At 55.3% G+C, this 18,619-nt stretch carries 17 protein-coding genes and 1 riboswitch; of the genes, 9 read left to right on the top strand and 8 right to left on the bottom strand.

Going from position 1 to position 18,619, the window contains the following annotated elements:
- Window positions 1–10 precede the first annotated feature (10 nt).
- The 6 genes from ftsL to ilvI form a co-directional block, all read right to left on the bottom strand.
- Window positions 11–331 (bottom strand): cell division protein FtsL, encoded by a 321-nt coding sequence (gene ftsL, locus AC6I8A_RS03770; protein ID WP_256695601.1) that lies wholly within the window; start codon window positions 329–331, stop codon window positions 11–13.
- On the bottom strand, window positions 328–1,269 hold the full coding sequence (rsmH, locus tag AC6I8A_RS03765; protein WP_265301186.1) for a 16S rRNA (cytosine(1402)-N(4))-methyltransferase RsmH: 942 nt from the start codon (window positions 1,267–1,269) through the stop codon (window positions 328–330). The genes ftsL and rsmH overlap by 4 nt, the downstream gene beginning before the upstream one ends.
- Window positions 1,270–1,271: 2 nt before the next feature.
- Window positions 1,272–1,730 carry a division/cell wall cluster transcriptional repressor MraZ gene (gene mraZ, locus AC6I8A_RS03760; protein WP_265301184.1) on the bottom strand — a complete coding sequence of 153 codons (459 nt, stop codon included), beginning with the start codon at window positions 1,728–1,730 and terminating at the stop codon, window positions 1,272–1,274.
- 492 nt (window positions 1,731–2,222) lie between these two features.
- Window positions 2,223–3,233 carry a catabolite repressor/activator gene (cra, locus tag AC6I8A_RS03755; protein WP_265301182.1) on the bottom strand — a complete coding sequence of 337 codons (1,011 nt, stop codon included), beginning with the start codon at window positions 3,231–3,233 and terminating at the stop codon, window positions 2,223–2,225.
- A gap of 197 nt (window positions 3,234–3,430) precedes the next feature.
- Complete coding sequence (ilvN, locus tag AC6I8A_RS03750) at window positions 3,431–3,922, bottom strand: acetolactate synthase small subunit (protein WP_008108620.1); 492 nt, start codon at window positions 3,920–3,922, stop codon at window positions 3,431–3,433.
- A gap of 2 nt (window positions 3,923–3,924) precedes the next feature.
- Window positions 3,925–5,649, bottom strand: coding sequence for an acetolactate synthase 3 large subunit (ilvI, locus tag AC6I8A_RS03745; protein WP_497818057.1), 1,725 nt, complete (start codon window positions 5,647–5,649; stop codon window positions 3,925–3,927).
- Between the two features lie 732 nt (window positions 5,650–6,381).
- Between ilvI and leuL the strand changes: the two genes are divergently transcribed.
- The 5 genes from leuL (at window position 6,382) to leuD (ending at window position 11,235) form a co-directional block, all read left to right on the top strand.
- On the top strand, window positions 6,382–6,465 hold the full coding sequence (gene leuL / locus AC6I8A_RS03740; RefSeq protein WP_099686952.1) for a leu operon leader peptide: 84 nt from the start codon (window positions 6,382–6,384) through the stop codon (window positions 6,463–6,465).
- Window positions 6,466–6,558: 93 nt separating this feature from the next.
- Entirely contained in the window at window positions 6,559–8,121 is a 1,563-nt protein-coding gene (gene leuA, locus AC6I8A_RS03735) for a 2-isopropylmalate synthase (RefSeq protein WP_436332324.1), read from the top strand.
- Window positions 8,122–8,123: 2 nt separating this feature from the next.
- On the top strand, window positions 8,124–9,215 hold the full coding sequence (gene leuB, locus AC6I8A_RS03730; RefSeq protein ID WP_008108624.1) for a 3-isopropylmalate dehydrogenase: 1,092 nt from the start codon (window positions 8,124–8,126) through the stop codon (window positions 9,213–9,215).
- Between the two features lie 4 nt (window positions 9,216–9,219).
- The gene (gene leuC, locus AC6I8A_RS03725; protein ID WP_256695593.1) at window positions 9,220–10,626 is read left to right on the top strand and encodes a 3-isopropylmalate dehydratase large subunit; all 1,407 of its coding nucleotides are present in this window, start codon (window positions 9,220–9,222) and stop codon (window positions 10,624–10,626) included.
- Window positions 10,627–10,629: 3 nt separating this feature from the next.
- Complete coding sequence (gene leuD / locus AC6I8A_RS03720; RefSeq protein ID WP_008108627.1) at window positions 10,630–11,235, top strand: 3-isopropylmalate dehydratase small subunit; 606 nt, start codon at window positions 10,630–10,632, stop codon at window positions 11,233–11,235.
- A gap of 34 nt (window positions 11,236–11,269) precedes the next feature.
- On the opposite strand, the gene AC6I8A_RS03715 is transcribed toward leuD, so the two are convergent.
- Window positions 11,270–12,448, bottom strand: a complete 1,179-nt coding sequence (locus AC6I8A_RS03715; protein ID WP_256695591.1) for an MFS transporter — start codon at window positions 12,446–12,448, stop codon at window positions 11,270–11,272.
- A gap of 257 nt (window positions 12,449–12,705) precedes the next feature.
- On the opposite strand from AC6I8A_RS03715, the gene sgrR reads away from it, so the two are divergent.
- The 4 genes from sgrR to thiQ all read left to right on the top strand — a co-directional run bounded on the left by sgrR (window position 12,706) and on the right by thiQ (window position 17,803).
- On the top strand, window positions 12,706–14,367 hold the full coding sequence (sgrR, locus tag AC6I8A_RS03710) for an HTH-type transcriptional regulator SgrR (protein ID WP_293797826.1): 1,662 nt from the start codon (window positions 12,706–12,708) through the stop codon (window positions 14,365–14,367).
- Between the two features lie 35 nt (window positions 14,368–14,402).
- Window positions 14,403–14,498, top strand: a riboswitch (TPP riboswitch).
- A gap of 47 nt (window positions 14,499–14,545) precedes the next feature.
- The gene (thiB, locus tag AC6I8A_RS03705) at window positions 14,546–15,532 is read left to right on the top strand and encodes a thiamine ABC transporter substrate binding subunit (RefSeq protein ID WP_497818056.1); all 987 of its coding nucleotides are present in this window, start codon (window positions 14,546–14,548) and stop codon (window positions 15,530–15,532) included.
- The gene (gene thiP / locus AC6I8A_RS03700; RefSeq protein ID WP_497818055.1) at window positions 15,532–17,118 is read left to right on the top strand and encodes a thiamine/thiamine pyrophosphate ABC transporter permease ThiP; all 1,587 of its coding nucleotides are present in this window, start codon (window positions 15,532–15,534) and stop codon (window positions 17,116–17,118) included. The genes thiB and thiP overlap by 1 nt, the downstream gene beginning before the upstream one ends.
- Window positions 17,102–17,803 (top strand): thiamine ABC transporter ATP-binding protein ThiQ, encoded by a 702-nt coding sequence (thiQ, locus tag AC6I8A_RS03695; protein ID WP_265301163.1) that lies wholly within the window; start codon window positions 17,102–17,104, stop codon window positions 17,801–17,803. The genes thiP and thiQ overlap by 17 nt, the downstream gene beginning before the upstream one ends.
- Here the strand turns inward: thiQ and AC6I8A_RS03690 are convergent.
- Window positions 17,800–18,564, bottom strand: a complete 765-nt coding sequence (locus tag AC6I8A_RS03690) for a DedA family protein (RefSeq protein WP_265301161.1) — start codon at window positions 18,562–18,564, stop codon at window positions 17,800–17,802. The genes thiQ and AC6I8A_RS03690 overlap by 4 nt on opposite strands.
- Window positions 18,565–18,619 lie beyond the last annotated feature (55 nt).

Here is an 18,619-nt window from a genome sequence, read left to right as displayed (position 1 = left end):
CTGCGATTCCTTATTTCTGCACCACAATATTTTCCTGCGAAGGATCAACATGCTGCATTTGCAGTTTATCGGTTGCTATTCGCTCTACGCGGCTATGATCGCCCAGTGCGTTCTCTTCAAGAATCAGGTTGCGCCATTCGATATCGAGCGCATCACGCTCCAGCACCAGCTGTTCACGCTGCGCCGTTAACAGGCGCGTCTTGTGCGTAGTGGTCACCACCATTACCGAAGACACCAGCACCGCAGCCAACAACAGCATTGGAATCTTGCCAAATCGCAGCAAGTCCCCACCAATAACACCGGGTAAGCTGTGGCGCTCGTTACCAATCATGACGCCGTTCGCTCCGCGATACGCAACACCGAACTACGCGCTCGTGGGTTTTCATTCACTTCGGCTTCACCAGGAATCAGCTTGCCCAGCGTTTTCAGTTCACGTCCGCCTAAAGCTTTGAGCTGCGACTCGGTCATCGGAATCCCTGCTGGCACCTGCGGACCGCGGCTCTGATCGCGCATAAAGCGCTTCACTAAGCGATCTTCCAGTGAGTGGAAACTGATAATCGACAACCTGCCGCCGGGTGCGAGAACCGATAATGCCCCTTTCAACGCAGTATCAATCTCTTCCAGCTCGCTGTTGATCCAGATACGAATCGCCTGGAAAGTACGCGTTGCCGGATGCTTAAATTTGTCTTTGACGGGCATCGCGGCGGCAATCACCGTTGCCAGCTCTTTGGTGCGCGTCATCGGCTGTTCGCGGTTGCGCTCAACGATGGCGCGCGCAATACGCTTACCGAAACGCTCTTCACCGTAGGTTTTGATCACGAAAGCGATATCCGCCTCTTCCGCGCTCATCAGCCATTCAGCGGCTGATTGCCCGCGCGTTGGGTCCATACGCATATCCAGCGGCCCATCACGCATAAAGGAAAAGCCGCGTTCGGCATCATCCAGCTGTGGTGAAGAGACGCCCAGATCGAGCAAAACGCCATCGATCTTGCCGGTCAGCCCACGCTCTTCGACATATTCCGCCAAGGCCGAAAACGGCCCATGCACGATCGAGAAACGCGGATCCTTTATCTCAGCGGCTGCGGCTATCGCTTGCGGATCGCGATCAATCGCTATCAGTTGCCCTTTCTCGCCAAGCTGAGAAAGGATTAAGCGCGAGTGACCGCCGCGACCAAAAGTGCCATCGATATAAATGCCGTCTTCCCTGATATTGAGGCCGTTTACCGCCTCATCCAGCAGCACTGTGGTGTGTTTGAAATTTTCCTGCATAGCTATAGCGACAAGTCCTGCAACCGCTCAGATAAAGGCTCCTGAGCCGACTGTTCTGTGTCAATATCATCCTTAACTTGTTGATACCAGGTCTGTTCATCCCACAGCTCAAACTTGTTGAACTGTCCAACCAGCATCACTTCTTTGGTCAGGCCGGCGTGTTGACGTAACGTGTTCGCCAACAACAAACGACCCGCATTATCCATCTGGCATTCACTGGCATGTCCCAACAGCAATCGCTGTACGCGACGCTCGGCGGGATTCATGCTGGATAAGCGAGACAGCTTTTTCTCAATGATTTCCCATTCGGGCAGGGTATAAAGCAGTAGGCATGACTGGTGGAGGTCAATGGTGCATACCATTTGCCCCTGAGACTCTGCGACAAGCAATTCACGATAGCGCGTTGGTACTGCTAATCGCCCTTTGCTGTCGAGATTGACTAACGTTGCTCCACGGAACATGCCAGCCTTACCCCTCAATCACCCGTTTTCACCACTTTATCCCACTTTTTACCACGAAACGAGTTTACGGAGCCGATGAAATCCTTGTCAAGCCGCAACGGCAAGTGAATATCACTATTTACATCGGGTGAAATTAATCAGAGAGGGAATTAATCGACATGGATTCGCAAAATAAAAAATTAACCTGATGAATAATTGAATAAAAATTTTCGCACAATGAAAAATGGTGAAAAATAAAGCGCTTTTACGCGGAATTATATTTGCCCTGCAATCTGCGACGACGGCGGCATTTTAGGGGATTTCTGAAAGGAAGCCCAGCATCATCGCGCCAGCTCTGCTAAGACACGCTGCTGAAGATGTAAACAGTTAAGAAAAGTCAGCAGGGTTAAATTGTTAGCTGGAGTGGCGATTATTTACGCTTATTTACGCCGTAAGGTTTGCAGGAAATAGCTGCAGGTTAAATTAACACTGGGCAGTGAACTGCCCAGCATTTCATTTAACGCGGCGGCTTAATTGTCCGCGGCGGAATAAATTACGACGAATGCGGGTTAAACCCGGTTTCGGTTTACGCGGTTCATCCAGCGAGGCCAAAACCAGTTCCAGCACGCGCTCAGCCACGTCGCGATGACGCTGACCCACCGCCAGCACCGGACACTCAAGGAAGTCCAGCAATTCGTGGTCGCCAAAGGTGGCAATCGCCAGATCGGTTGGCAAGCGGCCATCACGCTTCAAGGTAACGTCCATTACGCCCTGCAGCAGCCCAAACGACGTGGTAAACAGCGCCTCCGGCATCGGATGATCGTCGAGGTACTTCTCAAACAGCGTTGCTGCGGCGGCACGATCAAAACTGTTGCAGTAAATGTAATCAATGGGCCGTTCGTCGTCTTTCCACGCATCGCGGAAGCCGAGTTCACGCAGGAAACTCACCGACAATTCCGGCAGCGCCCCAAGGAACAGCACGTTTTTCACCGATAGCTGACGCAACTCAGCCGCCAATGCCTGCGCATCATCCTGATCGGCACCCACCACGCTGGTAAAGTGTTCACGATCCAGCGCACGGTCCAGCGCGATAATCGGTAAAGGATCGTTGATCCAACGCTGATAGAACGGATGCTCTGGCGGCAGTGAAGTCGAAACGATGATGGCATCAACCTGACGCTGCAACAGATGCTCGATGCAGCGCATTTCATTGTCCGGCTGATCTTCCGAGCAGGCAATCAAAAGCTGATAACCGCGCTGACGCGCCTGACGTTCCAGATAGTTGGCAATGCGCGTGTAGCTGGTGTTTTCCAAATCAGGGATCACCAGACCAATTGAACGCGTGCGTCCGGCACGCAGCCCTGCCGCGACGGCATTCGGGTGATAGTTGTGTTCACGCACCACCGCCATCACTTTCTCGACGGTTTTCTCGCTGACACGATACTGCCGCGCTTTGCCATTGATTACATAGCTGGCCGTGGTGCGCGACACGCCTGCCAGGCGCGCAATTTCATCCAGTTTCACGGTGACACCTTAATTCTGATAAGCCAGCGCTGGCGAAAATATCCGCAGAGTAGCTATGGGTAAAACATTTGTAACATCTAACCGCAGAACACTACGCCGAGCAACCGCTTTTCTCTCTCATCCTGGATAAGCGCATAAAATAAAAAAACCCGGCTTTTCGCCGGGTTAGAATCAGATAAAATCGTTACTTAAGGTGATTAACGCATTACACGATCGCCACGCGACACACCCACGATTCCTGAACGAGCCACTTCAACAATTTCTGCTACGTCGCGAACGGTGTTAAGAAACGCGTCGAGTTTATCACTGGTGCCTGCCAGCTGAACCGTGTAAAGCGTTGGCGTGACATCGATAATCTGACCACGGAAAATTTCCGCACTGCGCTTCACTTCTTCACGGCCGTAACCGCTGGCCTGGATTTTCACCAGCATGATTTCACGCTCAACGTAAGCGCCCTGCCCCAGCTCGCTGACACGTAACACGTCCACCAGCTTGTGCAACTGCTTCTCGATCTGCTCCAGCACTTTCTCATCGCCGACCGTTTGAATCGTCATGCGTGACAAGGTCGGATCATCGGTTGGTGCGACAGTAAGGCTTTCGATGTTGTAACCACGTTGAGAGAACAGTCCCACTACGCGGGACAATGCGCCGGATTCGTTTTCCAGCAGAACCGATAAAATACGACGCATAATTAAGTCCTCTCCGTTTTGCTCAACCACATCTCATCCATCGAACCACCACGAATTTGCATCGGATAAACGTGCTCGCTGCCGTCAATATTCACATCCACAAACACCAAACGGCCTTTCGCCAGCGTATCCAGTGCCAGCTGCAGCTTCTCTTCCAGTTCCGCAGGATGCGCAATGGAGATCCCCACATGACCATAAGCTTCGGCCAGACGCACGAAGTCAGGCAGCGATTGCATGTAAGACTGCGAGTGGCGACCGGAGTAAATCATGTCCTGCCACTGCTTAACCATGCCGAGGAAGCCGTTGTTGAGGTTCAATACCAGCACCGGTAAATCGTACTGCAGCGCGGTCGATAGCTCCTGAATGTTCATCTGGATACTGCCATCGCCGGTCACGCAGATAACCGTTTCATCCGGCAGCGCCATCTTCACGCCCAGCGCAGCAGGCAAGCCGAAGCCCATGGTGCCCAAGCCGCCGGAGTTGATCCAGCGACGCGGCTTGTCGAACTGGTAATAAAGTGCGGCAAACATCTGATGCTGACCGACGTCAGAGGTGATGTAAGCTTCGCCTTTGGTCAAACGACAGATGGTTTCGATGACAGCCTGCGGCTTGATTTTGTCAGTGGTGCGATCGAATTCCAGACACTTGCGGCCACGCCAGCCTTCAATGGTCTGCCACCAGTCGCGCAGGCTATCAAGCTCCTGCTTCGCATCGCTTTGCGCCAGCAGCTCTAACATCTGCGCCAGCGTCTGCTTCGCATCGCCGACAATCGGAATGTCCGCGCTGACCGTTTTGGAGATCGACGTCGGATCGACATCGATATGCATAATGGTGGCGTTCGGGCAGTACTTCGCCAGATTGTTGGTGGTGCGGTCGTCGAAGCGCACGCCAATACCGAAAATCAGATCGGCATTGTGCATGGTCATGTTGGCTTCGTAAGTACCGTGCATACCCAGCATGCCGATACACTGACGATGCGTGCCAGGGAACACGCCCAAGCCCATCAGCGAGGTTGTCACCGGAATATTCAGTTGCTCAGCCAGCTGCAGCAATTCTGCTTCGCAGCCCGACATAATCGCCCCGCCGCCGGCGTAAATCACCGGCTTGTGCGCAGCCAGTAACGTTTGCAGCGCGCGCTTGATCTGTCCTTTGTGGCCCTGAATGGTCGGATTGTATGAGCGCATGCTCACGGTTTCCGGCCAGACGTATGGCAGTTTGTTCGCTGGGTTCAGGATATCTTTTGGCAGATCGATAACCACCGGCCCAGGGCGACCGCTGGCAGCCAGCCAGAAGGCCTTTTTCAGCACGGTTGGGATCTCTTCGGCGTTTTTCACCAGGAAGCTGTGCTTCACCACCGGGCGGGAGATACCGACCATGTCGCACTCCTGGAACGCATCGTAACCAATCAGTGACGAAGGCACCTGACCCGACAGAATCACCATCGGGATTGAATCCATGTAGGCGGTTGCAATACCGGTAATCGCGTTGGTGGCGCCCGGACCGGAAGTCACCAGCACCACACCCACTTCACCGGTCGCACGCGCAAGGCCATCGGCCATGTGTACCGCGCCTTGTTCATGGCGGACCAATACGTGGTCAATACCACCGACCGTTTGCAGCGCATCGTAAATATCGAGCACCGCTCCGCCCGGATAACCGAATACCTGCTTAACGCCCTGATCGATTAACGAACGGACGACCATTTCGGCTCCTGACAACATCTCCATTTTCTGCCTCCAGGCTTGAGGGACTGAATCCACTGACGTTCGCGTTTCCCGCACGCCACTGATATCCGGCCCCGATCGCCAATTAAGATCAAAACCTTATGTTTATGCTCAGAAGGCGGCGTTCTTTCCGCCTTCCAGGTACAGGGAATCTACTTGAGTTAATTATATGAGAGTAGGTCGATTACCATAACCGCAGACAACCCGGCCTGCAAACGCCAGGACGCCACGTCGCGCCCGAACCGGCAATAAAGGCACTGATGCGTGATTATTGCCTGCGAGGATTAAACTAATGCTTCTTCATAACCACAGAGGAAAATGCTGGTTTAGAGATTATTTGCAGCGTGTTCTAAGAAATATGATTTTCATATTGCCTGACCACTCAGTCCACAATCTTTTGTGATAATTACTTTCTGGCGTGATTATCTATAAAACGGTCCGAACACATCATATTCTTCTTAACAACAAGCCTAATCTTGTTTTATCAGCAATGCGCATTTCCGACATAACTAATTAATTATCAATGATTTAAAATAAATTCTATTTTCTAAACGATTTTTTAAGTGGATGGAATCACTTCTCCTGTTACTAATTAATGCCATTGCTCTGCGCAGCTGAAAAATCACAGCACATCGCCCTTCTTACGTTACAGAAATACCCTTGCACTTAAGGTTGACTTCACACCTCAATTCCAGTACCAATATGTGCATCCAAAAAATTTACGAGGTTTGAATCATGTTTCATTCTTTCCGCCTACTCGGTCTACTACTAAACGCATCCAGTTTGCGCGGTAGACTCGTGGGCGGAATCAATAACTGATTCGAACCTGTTGAAGTTTAAGAAACCCGCGCCAATGCGCGGGTTTTTTTATGCTCGTAGCACCGGCAACGTTAATGCATAAGGAAGATTACGATGAGCCAGCAAGTTATTATTTTCGATACCACTCTGCGTGATGGCGAACAGGCTTTACAGGCCAGCCTGAGTGTTAAAGAAAAACTGCAAATCGCTCTGGCGTTGGAACGTATGGGCGTGGATGTGATGGAAGTGGGCTTCCCCGTTTCCTCTCCAGGCGATTTTGAATCCGTTCAGACCATCGCTCGTACCATCAAAAACAGCCGCGTTTGCGGACTGGCACGCTGCGTTGAGAAGGACATTGACGCCGCATACGAATCACTGCGTGTGGCTGATGCGTTCCGTATTCACACCTTCATCGCAACCTCGCCGATGCACATCGCGACCAAATTGCGTAGCACGCTGCCGGAAGTGATTGAACGCGCGGTGCGTATGATTAAACGCGCCCGCAACTACACCGACGACGTTGAATTCTCCTGTGAAGATGGCGGTCGTACACCAATCGACGATTTGTGCCGCATGGTTGAAGCCGCGATTAATGCCGGTGCAACCACCATCAACATCCCGGACACCGTCGGCTACACCTTGCCAGGCGAATACGCCAACATCATTGGCCAATTGGTGGCTCGCGTTCCTAACATCGATAAAGCCATCTTGTCCGTTCATACCCATGACGATTTGGGTATGGCGACCGGCAACGCCATCGCCGCAGTATTGGCCGGTGCGCGTCAGGTTGAAGGTACGTTGAACGGTTTAGGCGAGCGCGCCGGTAACTGTGCGCTGGAAGAAGTGATCATGGCGATCAAAACCCGCCAGCAGATCATGAACGTCCACACCAACATTAATCATCAGGAAATCTACCGCACCAGCCAAACCGTGAGCCAAATCTGCAACATGCCGATTCCAGCCAACAAAGCGGTGGTCGGTTCTAACGCCTTCGCCCACTCTTCCGGTATTCACCAGGATGGCGTGCTGAAGAACCGCGAAAACTACGAAATCCTGACGCCAGAATCTATCGGCCTGCACAAAATCCAGCTGAACCTGACTTCCCGTTCTGGCCGCGCAGCGGTGAAACACCGCATGGAAGAGATGGGCTACAAAGAGTCTGATTACAACCTCGACACCTTGTACGACGCCTTCCTGAAGCTGGCCGACAAGAAAGGTCAAGTCTTCGACTACGACCTGGAAGCGTTGGCCTTCATCAACAAGCAGAACGAAGAGCCAGAATATTTCCAGCTGAACGAATTCAACGTGCAGACCGGCTCCAGCGTGACAGCAACGGCTTCCGTGCAGTTAGGCTGCGGTGAAGAGACCAAAGCGGACGCCGCAACCGGTAACGGTCCGGTTGATGCGGTTTATCAGGCGATCAACCGCATCACCGGCTTTGAAGCCGAACTGATCAACTACAAGTTGACGGCAAAAGGCCACGGCGAGAACGCGCTGGGTCAGGTCGATATCGTGGTCAACTACAACGGTCGTAAATTCCACGGCGTTGGCCTGGCGACCGATATCGTCGAATCATCGGCGAAAGCGATGGTGAACGCGTTGAACAACATTTGGCGTGCTAAGCAGGTGGAAAAAGAACTGCAGCGTAAATTTAAAGATCAGAAGGAAACGGTGTAACTATGTCTAAGTCTTCTCATATCGCGGTATTGCCAGGCGACGGAATTGGTCCGGAAGTGATGGCGCAGGCCATGAAAGTTCTCGATGCAATTCGTACGCGTTTCGACATGCGTATCACCACCAGCGAATATGATGTTGGCGGTATCGCCATCGATCGTCATGGTGAACCGCTGCCACCGGCTACCGTTGCCGGCGCAGAGCAAGCGGATGCGATTCTGTTTGGTTCGGTAGGTGGCCCGAAGTGGGAACATCTGCCACCTGCACAGCAACCTGAGCGCGGCGCGCTGTTGCCGCTGCGTAAGCACTTCAAGCTGTTCAGCAACTTGCGCCCTGCGGCACTGTATAAAGGTCTGGAAGCGTTCTGCCCGCTGCGCAGCGATATCGCCGAGCGCGGTTTCGACATCCTGTGCGTGCGTGAATTGACCGGCGGCATCTACTTCGGTCAGCCGAAAGGCCGCGAAGGCAGCGGCCCACATGAGCGCGCGTTCGATACTGAGGTTTATCACCGTTTCGAAATCGAGCGCATCGCGCGTATCGCCTTTGAATCAGCGCGTAAACGCCGCAACATCGTCACCTCAATCGACAAAGCCAACGTGTTGCAGACTTCCGTGATGTGGCGCGAGATTGTCAACGAAGTGGCAAAAGATTATCCGGATGTGCAGTTGAGCCACATGTACATCGATAACGCCACCATGCAGCTGATTAAAGATCCATCACAGTTTGACGTGCTGCTGTGTTCTAACCTGTTTGGCGACATCCTGTCAGACGAATGCGCGATGATTACCGGTTCGATGGGCTTGCTGCCTTCTGCCAGCCTGAACGAAGAAGGTTTTGGCCTGTTTGAGCCAGCGGGCGGTTCCGCACCGGATATCGCCGGTCAGAACATTGCCAACCCGATTGCGCAGATTCTGTCGCTGTCACTGCTGCTGCGTTACAGCCTGAATGCGGATGAAGCAGCCGCAAGCATTGAACGCGCTGTCAGCCGCGCGTTGGAAGCGGGTTATCGTACCCGTGATTTGGCCGGTGACGGCAAGGCCGTGAGCACAGATGAGATGGGCAGCATCATTGCCGGTTTCATCGCCGAGGAAAAATAATAAAATGAAAAGCTTATACCAGAAGTTATTTGATGCACATGTCGTCCATGAAACGCCTAACGAAACGCCGTTACTCTATATCGATCGCCATCTGATCCATGAAGTGACGTCACCGCAGGCCTTTGATGGCCTGCGCGCGCACGGCCGCAAGGTGCGCCAGCCGTCGAAAACCTTCGCCACCATGGATCACAACGTTTCGACGCAGACCAAAGATATCAACGCGTCTGGCGAGATGGCGCGCATTCAGATGCAAGAGCTGATGAAAAACTGTGCTGAGTTCGGCATTCAGCTGTATGACCTGAATCACCCGTTCCAGGGCATCGTGCACGTGATTGGGCCAGAGCAAGGCATGACCTTGCCGGGCATGACCATTGTGTGCGGCGATTCCCACACCGCCACCCACGGCGCGTTTGGTTCACTGGCTTTCGGTATCGGTACTTCCGAAGTTGAGCACGTGTTTGCCACGCAAACCCTGAAACAGGGCCGCGCGAAAACCATGAAGATTGAAGTGCTGGGCGAAGCTGCGCCGGGCATCACTGCCAAAGACATCGTGTTGGCGATCATCGGCAAAACCGGCAGCGCTGGCGGTACCGGTCACGTTGTCGAATTCTGTGGCCCAGCAATTGAAGCGCTGAGCATGGAAGGCCGCATGACGCTGTGTAACATGGCGATTGAAATGGGTGCCAAAGCGGGCCTGGTCGCGCCGGATGACACCACTTTCGCTTACCTCAAAGACAAGCAATTCGCGCCGAAGGGCGAGCAGTGGGAACAAGCGGTGGCTTACTGGCGCACGCTGAAGTCCGACAGCGATGCCAAATTCGACAGCATCGTCACGCTGCATGCCGAAGATATCGCTCCGCAAGTGACCTGGGGCACCAATCCAGGCCAGGTAATGGCGGTCGATCAAGCGATCCCGAATCCACAATCCTTTGCCGATCCGGTCGAGCGCGCTTCTGCAGAGAAAGCGCTGGCGTATATGGATCTGCAGCCAGGCATCAAACTGACTGACGTGGCGATCGATAAAGTGTTTATCGGTTCCTGCACCAACTCACGTATTGAAGATCTGCGCGCCGCTGCCGCGATTGCCAAAGGCCGCAAAGTGGCGCCGGGCGTGGTAGCGATGGTGGTGCCAGGTTCCGGTCCGGTGAAAGCACAAGCCGAAGCCGAAGGCCTGGACAAAATCTTCCTCGAAGCCGGTTTTGAATGGCGTTTGCCGGGTTGCTCGATGTGTCTGGCAATGAACAATGACCGCCTGAATCCAGGCGAACGTTGCGCATCAACCAGCAACCGTAACTTTGAAGGCCGTCAGGGCCGCGGTGGACGTACGCACCTGGTGAGCCCGGCGATGGCCGCTGCGGCTGCCGTGACCGGTCGTTTTGCCGATATTCGTGAATTGACTCAGGGAGCGTAAACCATGGCGAACAAATTTACTCAACACAGCGGAATTGTGGCGCCATTGGATGCGGCCAACGTCGACACTGATGCCATCATTCCTAAGCAGTTCCTGCAGAAAGTGACGCGCACCGGTTTTGGCGCGCACCTGTTCCACGACTGGCGTTTTGAAGATGATGCGGGCACTGTGCCAACGGCCAGCTTTGTGCTGAACAAACCCGAGTTCAAAGGCACCAGTATTTTGCTGGCGCGTGAGAACTTTGGCTGCGGCTCATCGCGCGAGCATGCGCCGTGGGCGCTGACCGATTTCGGTTTCCACGTGGTGATCGCGCCAAGCTTCGCCGACATCTTCTATGGCAACAGCTTTAACAACCAGCTGCTGCCGGTGAAGTTGAGCGATGAAGAAGTGGATGAGATGTTCAAACTGGTTGCCGCGCAGCCGGGCGTGAGCTTCACCGTGGATCTGGAAGCGCAAACTGTTACGGCAGGCGATAAGACGTATAGCTTCGAAATCGACAGCTTCCGCCGTCACTGCATGATCAACGGTCTCGACAGCATTGGCCTGACGCTGCAACACGAAGCGTCAATCTCCAGCTACGAAACCAATCAGCCCGCGTTCTTACGCTAAGGCAACAAGGGCGACGTGATGTCGCCCTTATCCTTTATACATCCCGCACGCGCGACGCCAATCCCAAGGCCAGCACCGCCAGCCCCAACGCCAGCCAGTAAACCGACTCATGACCAAAGCGCTCGCTCATGGTGCCCTGAATGATGCCGGCGATAATCATGCCGGTGGAAATCGAGGTGGTGAACAGCGTCGTCGCCGCACCCGCGCGGCCCGGCATTAAATCCTGGAACCACAGCATGCCAATCCCGGCGATGATGCCGATAAAGGCAGCGTTAAACAGTTGCAACACCATCAACGCAGTACGCGACTGGAACATCACCAATCCGAGATAAAACACAATCGCCGCCACCAGCGCCAGCAGCATCAGTTTGCGTTTGCCGGTGCGCCGCGCGTAATGCCCGGCCAGTAGCATGATTGGAATCTCCAGCCCGGCGGCGGTGCCCATTAGCAGTCCCGCCAGCTTCTCCGGCAGGCCAAGCGTGGCGCTGATATACAGCGGCATATCAATGATATACATGGTGTTGCACGCCCACATGGTGACGGAGGCGATAAACAGCAACCGCACCTGACTGTCTTTCCACGGGCTGAGCTGCGTCAGTACCGCTTCAGGCGATGCCACCACGCGCGGCACCGAGGGCAAGGTGCGCCAGATCAGCAGCATGCTCAGCAGGAAAATCCCCGCCGCCACGCAAAACAGCGTCACAAAGCCGTAGTTGAGTGCCAGCGCAAACGACAGCGGCGGCCCAATCACCCACGCCAGCGACAGCTGCGCGCGCATCACCGAGCTGAACATCACCACTTCACGCGCCGACTGATCGGCATATTCGCGCGCGAGCGCAAACACCTGCGGAATCGACACGCTGGCCAGCGCCGACAAAAACACGCCTAGCGTTACCAGCGTTAAATAGTGGCGATTGAAGGCAAACAGCAGCGCATTCAGCGTCGCCATCAGGCAGCAAAACAGAATCAGGTTGCGGCGATCGCCCTGGTTATCGGAGCGTTTCGCCATCAGCAGGCTAATCACAATCCCGGCGATCGCATTGATGGTAAAGAACAAGCCGACCCAGAACGGACTCACCTGCACTTCACGCGTCAGAAACAGGCTGAGTGTCGGCGCCTGCAGCGCACCGGCCACGCCAGTCATAAACGACACCGCCATAAACGAGAGATAGACCGGATTGATGCGACGTTGACGCGTTAACAGCGATTTCATGCAGAAATCCCTTTGCGAATAAAAAAATAGGTAGAGAAATGAGGGTAGAAGATTCTACAGCAAAACGTAAAAAGCCAGCAGATAAAGCGCTGCTGGCGGTGAAAATGCACCCTACTCAGAAAGAGGTTCCACGTCGGTGGAACCGCTGGCAGAGCGCCATTCATTGCTGAATGCCTCCCGCTCTTCCATTGCCGGGCAGTATGCCTCTAATATGAGGCAGGAAAAACTGAGCGATTCTGACAAGGAGTTCCCCTTTTATGTCTTCTTCACGTTTGCAGCAGCAATTCATCCGCTTATGGCAAAGCTGTCAGGGGCAGGATCAGGAAACCACGCTCAACGAGCTGGCCGATCTGCTGCACTGCTCGCGTCGCCATATGCGCAACCTGCTCAATGCCATGCAGAGCGAAGGCTGGCTGATTTGGCAGGCGGAAGCGGGACGCGGCAAGCGCTCGATGCTGAGTTTCTGCTATACCGGCCTGGCGCTTCAGCAGCAGCGTGCTGAGGATCTACTTGAGCAGGATCGCATCGAACAGTTAGTGCAACTGGTGGGCGATAAAAATCAGGTGCGCCAGATGATCGCGGCACATTTAGGTCGTAGCTTCCGCCAGGGCAAACATATCCTGCGTGTGCTCTATTATCGCCCGCTGCCCAATCTGCTGCCCGGTTCACCGCTGCGCCGTTCGGAAACCCATCTGGCGCGGCAAATTTTCAACGGCCTGATGCGCATAAATGAGGAAAAGGGGGAAATCGAACCGGATATCGCCCATCACTGGCAGCAAACCTCGCCGCTGCAGTGGCGCTTCTTCCTGCGCCCGGCGATACGTTTTCATCATGGCCGTGAACTGGAAATGGCGGATGTGATTGCTTCGCTGGAACGCGTGCGCAGCCAGCCGCTGTTTTCTCACATCAGTAAACTGGATTCGCCCGCGCCCTGGACGCTGGATATCCATCTGAGCCAGCCGGACGATTGGTTACCGTGGCTGCTGGCCAGCGTCAGCGCGATGATTCTGCCGCGCGAATGGCCAACGCTGCGCCAGTTTGCGCGACAGCCAATTGGCACCGGCCCGTACAGCGTGGTGCGCAATCAGCAAACGCAGCTGAAGATCGCCGCCTTCGATGATTACTTTGGCTATCGCGCGCTGATTGACGATGTGTCGATTTGGGTGCTGCCGGAAATCAGTGATGAGCTGGTGTATGCCGGAGTCAAACTGCAGGGCGAAACCGCTGACGAAAAATCGGAAGAAAGTCGTCTGGAGGAAGGCTGCTACTTCCTGCTTTACGATCAGCGCTCCGAATTGGGCCGCGATGCGCATTTCCGCCGCTGGGTGAGTTATCTGTTTAATCCGATCGCCTTACTGAATCATGCTGGCGTCGGCTATCAGCGTTACTGGTTCCCCGCTTATGGCTTGCTGCCGCGCTGGCACCATCGCCGCGATCTCACGTCCGCCGACAAGCCAGCAGGTTTAACCCAGCTGACGCTGAGCTGGTACAGCCATCACGTTGAGCATGAAGGTATCGCCAACGCGCTGCGACCGCTGCTGGCGCAGCAAGGTGTTGAGCTGATCACCCGCGTTGTGAGCTACGAAGAGTGGTTCGAGGGCGAAGGTGAAAGTGACATCTGGCTCGGCAGCGTTAACTTTACCCTGCCGCTCGAGTACGCGCTGTTCGCCCAACTGTTTGAGCTGCCGTTGATGCATCACTGCATCCCCATTGACTGGCAAGCCGATGCCGCACGCTGGCGGCAAAAGGATTTACCGTTGGCGGAATGGAGTAAGCAGCTGATCGACAGCGACTATCTGCATCCGCTGTTCCATCACTGGCTGCTGCTGGAAGGGCAGCGCAGTATGCGTGGCGTGCGCCTCAATACGCTTGGCTGGTTTGACTTCAAATCGGCCTGGTTTGCGCCGCCGGAGCTGTGATCCTTTCGCGCTGTCATATAAATGTCTAGAATGAGCCGTTCTCAACGGGGTGCCTTGAAATCAGGGCTGAGAGAAACCCGTCGAACCTGATCCGGCTAATACCGGCGTAGGGATTTGAGATGCCTCACTCCTCAGATCCTTTGCGACTCGACCTTATCTTCTCCTCAAGGAGCGCAAAGTGTTAAACAAAGTTCTGCCTGTGTTGCTGCTGGTTGCGGCACCGGCTTTCGCTGCCAAACCGGTTCTCACCGTTTACACCTACGATTCGTTTTCTGCCGATTGGGGCCCCGGTCCAGCGGTAAAAAAAGCCTTTGAAGCGCAGTGCGGCTGCGAACTGAAGTACGTAGCGCTGGAAGATGGCGTATCGCTGCTTAATCGCGTACGCATGGAAGGCAAAAATAGCAAAGCCGATGTGGTGCTGGGGCTGGATAACAATCTGGTGCAGGCAGCGGAGAAAACCGGGCTATTTGCCAAAAGCAGCGTTGATACCAAAGTATTAACGTTGCCAGATGGCTGGCACAGCGACACCTTCATTCCATTCGATTATGGCTACTTCGCCTTCGTCTACGATAAAAACAAACTGAAGAATCCGCCGAAAAGCCTGAAAGAGATGGTTGAAAGCCCGGAAAAATGGCGTGTGATTTATGAAGATCCGCGCACCAGCACGCCGGGTCTTGGCCTGCTGCTGTGGATGCAAAAAGTTTATGGCGACAACGCGCCTGACGCGTGGCAGAAGCTGGCACAAAAAACCGTTACCGTCACCAAAGGCTGGAGTGAAGCTTACGGCCTGTTCCTGAAGGGCGAAGGCGATCTGGTGTTGAGCTACACCACTTCTCCGGCTTATCACATTATCGAAGAGAAGAAAGAGAACTACGCTGCGGCCGAATTTAGCGAAGGCCACTATTTGCAGGTGGAAGTGGCCGCGCAGCTCGCCAGCAGCAAACAGCCCAAGCTGGCGCAGCAGTTCATGCAGTTTATGGTTTCTCCGGCTTTCCAGCAGACCATTCCCACTGGCAACTGGATGTATCCGGTGATCAAAAGCGATCTGCCAGCTGGTTATCAAGCTTTGCAGGTGCCCGCCAAGGCGTTGCAATACACGCCAGCCGAAGTGGCCGACCATCGCGCCGCGTGGATCAGCGCATGGCAAAGCGCCGTTAGCCGTTAATGTCCGGCTGGTTAATTCCCGGTAGCGCCGTCGCGCTGTTGCTGTGCGCGGTGGCGCTGCTGGCGTTTGGCGCATTGGTGATGGTTGCGCCGGCCACCGACTGGCGCGCGCTGCTCAACGACAGTTATCTGCATCATGTGCTGCTGTTCTCGTTCGAGCAGGCGCTACTGTCGGCGTTGCTCTCAGTGCTGCCCGCAATCTTGCTGGCGCGCGCGCTCTATCGCCGCCGTTTTCCCGGTCGCAACCTGTTGCTGCGCTTATGCGCCATGACGCTGGTGCTGCCGGTGCTGGTGGCGGTGTTTGGCTTGCTCAGCGTCTACGGTCGCAGCGGCTGGCTGGCGCAACTGTGCGCGGCCATTGGCTTTGACTACCACTTTTCGCCGTATGGCCTGCAGGGCATTCTGCTGGCGCACGTCTTCTTTAACTTGCCGCTGGCGACGCGCCTGCTGTTACAGGCGCTGGAGAGTATTCCCGGCGAGCAGCGGCAAGTCGCCGCCCAGCTCGGCCTGCGCGGCTGGAATCTGTTTCGCTGGCTGGAATGGCCGTGGCTGCGCCGTCAGATTCTGCCGACGGCAGCGCTGATCTTTATGCTCTGTTTCGCCAGCTTCGCCACGGTGCTGGCGCTGGGCGGCGGACCACAAGCGACCACGCTGGAACTGGCGATCTATCAGGCGCTAAATTTCGATTACGATCCGGGCCGCGCGGCGCTGCTGGCGCTGTTACAGCTCGGCTGCTGTTTGCTGTTGGTGCTATTGAGCCAGCGCTTCAGTAAAGCCATTCCCACCGGCAGCCAGAGCATTCGCGGCTGGCGCGATCCGCAGGATTCATGGCAGGCGCGCACCAACGATACTGTATTGATTGGCCTGGCGCTGCTGCTGCTGTTACCGCCGCTGGCGGCGGTAATCGTCGATGGTTTGCGCGGCGGCGTCGCCGGTGCACTGCAACAAGCGGCGCTGTGGCAAGCCACCTTTACCTCGCTGCGCATCGCTATCGGTGCTGGCCTGCTTTGCGTGGTGCTGACCATGATGCTGCTGTGGAGCAGCCGCGAACTGCGACAGCGCCAGAACGTGATAGCGGCGCAGGCGATGGAGATGAGCGGCATGCTGATTCTGGCGATGCCGGGCATTGTGCTGGCGAGCGGTTTCTTCCTGCTGTTCAACGCCACCGTAGGTCTGCCGCAGCGCGCCGATGGTTTGGTGATCTTCACTAACGCCCTGATCGCCATCCCTTACGCCATGAAAGTGCTGGAGAATCCGATGCGCGATATCAGCGCCCGTTACAGCCAGCTCTGCGCTTCACTCGGCATCTCCGGTTTCAACCGTTTGCGGCTGATTGAGCTGCGCGCGTTGAAACGTCCCATTGCTCAGGCGCTGGCGTTTGCCTGCGTGCTGTCGATTGGCGATTTCGGCGTCGTCGCACTGTTTGGTAGCGCCGATTTCCGCACGCTGCCCTTCTATCTGTTCCAGCAGATTGGCGCCTATCGCGGTGCGGACGGCGCCGTCACCGCATTGCTATTGCTGCTCCTCTGCTTGTTACTCTTTACTCTGATGGAAAAATTACCGGGTCGCCATGCTGACACTGAATAACCTCACTTACCTTTATCAGCATCTGCCGATGCGCTTCAGTTTTGCGGCGCAGGCAGGTGAACGTTTGGCGATCCTCGGTCCGAGCGGCGCGGGGAAAAGTACCTTGCTGAGTCTGATTGGCGGCTTTTTGCCAATCAATCAAGGCGCGCTGGTGATGAACGGCATCGATCATACTCACAGCGTGCCGTCGGCGCGGCCAGTTTCCATGCTGTTCCAGGAGAACAACCTTTTTCCGCATCTCACGGTGCAGCAAAACATGGCGTTGGGTTTACATCCGGGCCTGAAACTGACGCGCGAACAGCAGCAGCAAGTCGTAGACATCGCCGAGCAAACTGGCCTGCAGGCAATGCTCACGCGTTTGCCTGGCGAGCTTTCCGGCGGCCAGCGTCAGCGCGTGGCACTGGCGCGTTGCCTGCTGCGCAATCAGCCAATTTTGCTGCTGGACGAACCCTTCTCAGCGCTGGATCCGGCGCTGCGCAACGAGATGCTGCAGCTGGTTCGTTCGGTATGCGAAAGCCGCAACATCACCTTGTTGATGGTGTCGCACAGTCTGGAAGATGCTCAGCAAATTGCGCCGCGCAGTTTGGTGATCGTCGATGGGCGCATCTATTGGGATGGCAGCACTGAAAGTTTGGTGCGTGGTGAAAGTGAGGCGGCCGCCATCCTTGGCGTGACGTCGCGTTAAGCGAAGAAGACTTTCCACAGCAGGTGGCGGAAGATCGGCATCATTGGATGGAACTGGATAGCGATAAACGCGCCCAGACCCATTGCCGCCATTAGAGGAGCCAGCCAGCGCAGGCGCGCAGTCGGCAGATATTTCGTTGCCCAATCGACGGTTTTGCCGCTGCGCCACCAGCGCCACAGCAACCAGCCACCGATCCACAGCAGCAACGCCACCAGCAACAGCAACCACTTAAAGCTGCCGCCCTGCGCGGCCTGCGGCACGTCAATCGCCACGCCCGCCAGAATGCCCGGCATCAAATAAGCGGGTGGCCAGAGAATGCAGCCAATCAGGTTAGGCGGCAGGAACTTGCGCACCGGCAGTTCCAGCATGCCGGCCGCCAGCGGAATCAGCGGACGCGTCGGCCCAACAAAACGCCCTACCAAAATGGTAAGCATGCTGTGCTGATGCAGCGCATGTTCAGTTTTATCGAGCAAGCCTTTGTATTTTTGTATGTATTTCCAACGATGCAGCGGCCCCTGAAACTTCCAGCCGATGCCATACGAAACCCAATCCCCGATCAGGCAGCCAGCAAAACCTGCCGCCCACGCCGGGTAAAGCCCAATTTGTCCACTGCCGACCAGCGCCCCAAGGCTGGCCATTAATACCGTGCCCGGCAACAGCAATCCCACGAAGGCCAGCGACTCAAGGAAAGTCACCAGCGCAACGGCGATCAGCGCGTACTCCAGCGATTGCGAAAACAGGTGTTGAATCCAGGCTTCCATAAATATCCTCTGCGGAATATAGAGGCTGGATTGTCCAGAGCCATTGCGCCACCGT

The organism is Pantoea sp. X-Soil-ISGK-275 (genome assembly GCF_059730795.1).
Note: the sequence above shows the minus strand (reverse complement) of the source record. Positions and strands in the feature narration are given on the sequence as shown.

Coding starts and splice junctions, on each gene's coding strand:
- ftsL (WP_256695601.1), bottom strand. CDS start 331: ATGATTGGTAACGAGCGCCACAGCTTACCCGGTGTTATTGGTGGGGAC.
- rsmH (WP_265301186.1), bottom strand. CDS start 1,269: ATGCAGGAAAATTTCAAACACACCACAGTGCTGCTGGATGAGGCGGTA.
- mraZ (WP_265301184.1), bottom strand. CDS start 1,730: ATGTTCCGTGGAGCAACGTTAGTCAATCTCGACAGCAAAGGGCGATTA.
- ilvN (WP_008108620.1), bottom strand. CDS start 3,922: ATGCGTCGTATTTTATCGGTTCTGCTGGAAAACGAATCCGGCGCATTG.
- ilvI (WP_497818057.1), bottom strand. CDS start 5,649: ATGGAGATGTTGTCAGGAGCCGAAATGGTCGTCCGTTCGTTAATCGAT.
- leuL (WP_099686952.1), top strand. CDS start 6,382: ATGTTTCATTCTTTCCGCCTACTCGGTCTACTACTAAACGCATCCAGT.
- leuA (WP_436332324.1), top strand. CDS start 6,559: ATGAGCCAGCAAGTTATTATTTTCGATACCACTCTGCGTGATGGCGAA.
- leuB (WP_008108624.1), top strand. CDS start 8,124: ATGTCTAAGTCTTCTCATATCGCGGTATTGCCAGGCGACGGAATTGGT.
- leuC (WP_256695593.1), top strand. CDS start 9,220: ATGAAAAGCTTATACCAGAAGTTATTTGATGCACATGTCGTCCATGAA.
- leuD (WP_008108627.1), top strand. CDS start 10,630: ATGGCGAACAAATTTACTCAACACAGCGGAATTGTGGCGCCATTGGAT.
- AC6I8A_RS03715 (WP_256695591.1), bottom strand. CDS start 12,448: ATGAAATCGCTGTTAACGCGTCAACGTCGCATCAATCCGGTCTATCTC.
- sgrR (WP_293797826.1), top strand. CDS start 12,706: ATGTCTTCTTCACGTTTGCAGCAGCAATTCATCCGCTTATGGCAAAGC.
- thiP (WP_497818055.1), top strand. CDS start 15,532: ATGTCCGGCTGGTTAATTCCCGGTAGCGCCGTCGCGCTGTTGCTGTGC.
- thiQ (WP_265301163.1), top strand. CDS start 17,102: ATGCTGACACTGAATAACCTCACTTACCTTTATCAGCATCTGCCGATG.
- AC6I8A_RS03690 (WP_265301161.1), bottom strand. CDS start 18,564: ATGGAAGCCTGGATTCAACACCTGTTTTCGCAATCGCTGGAGTACGCG.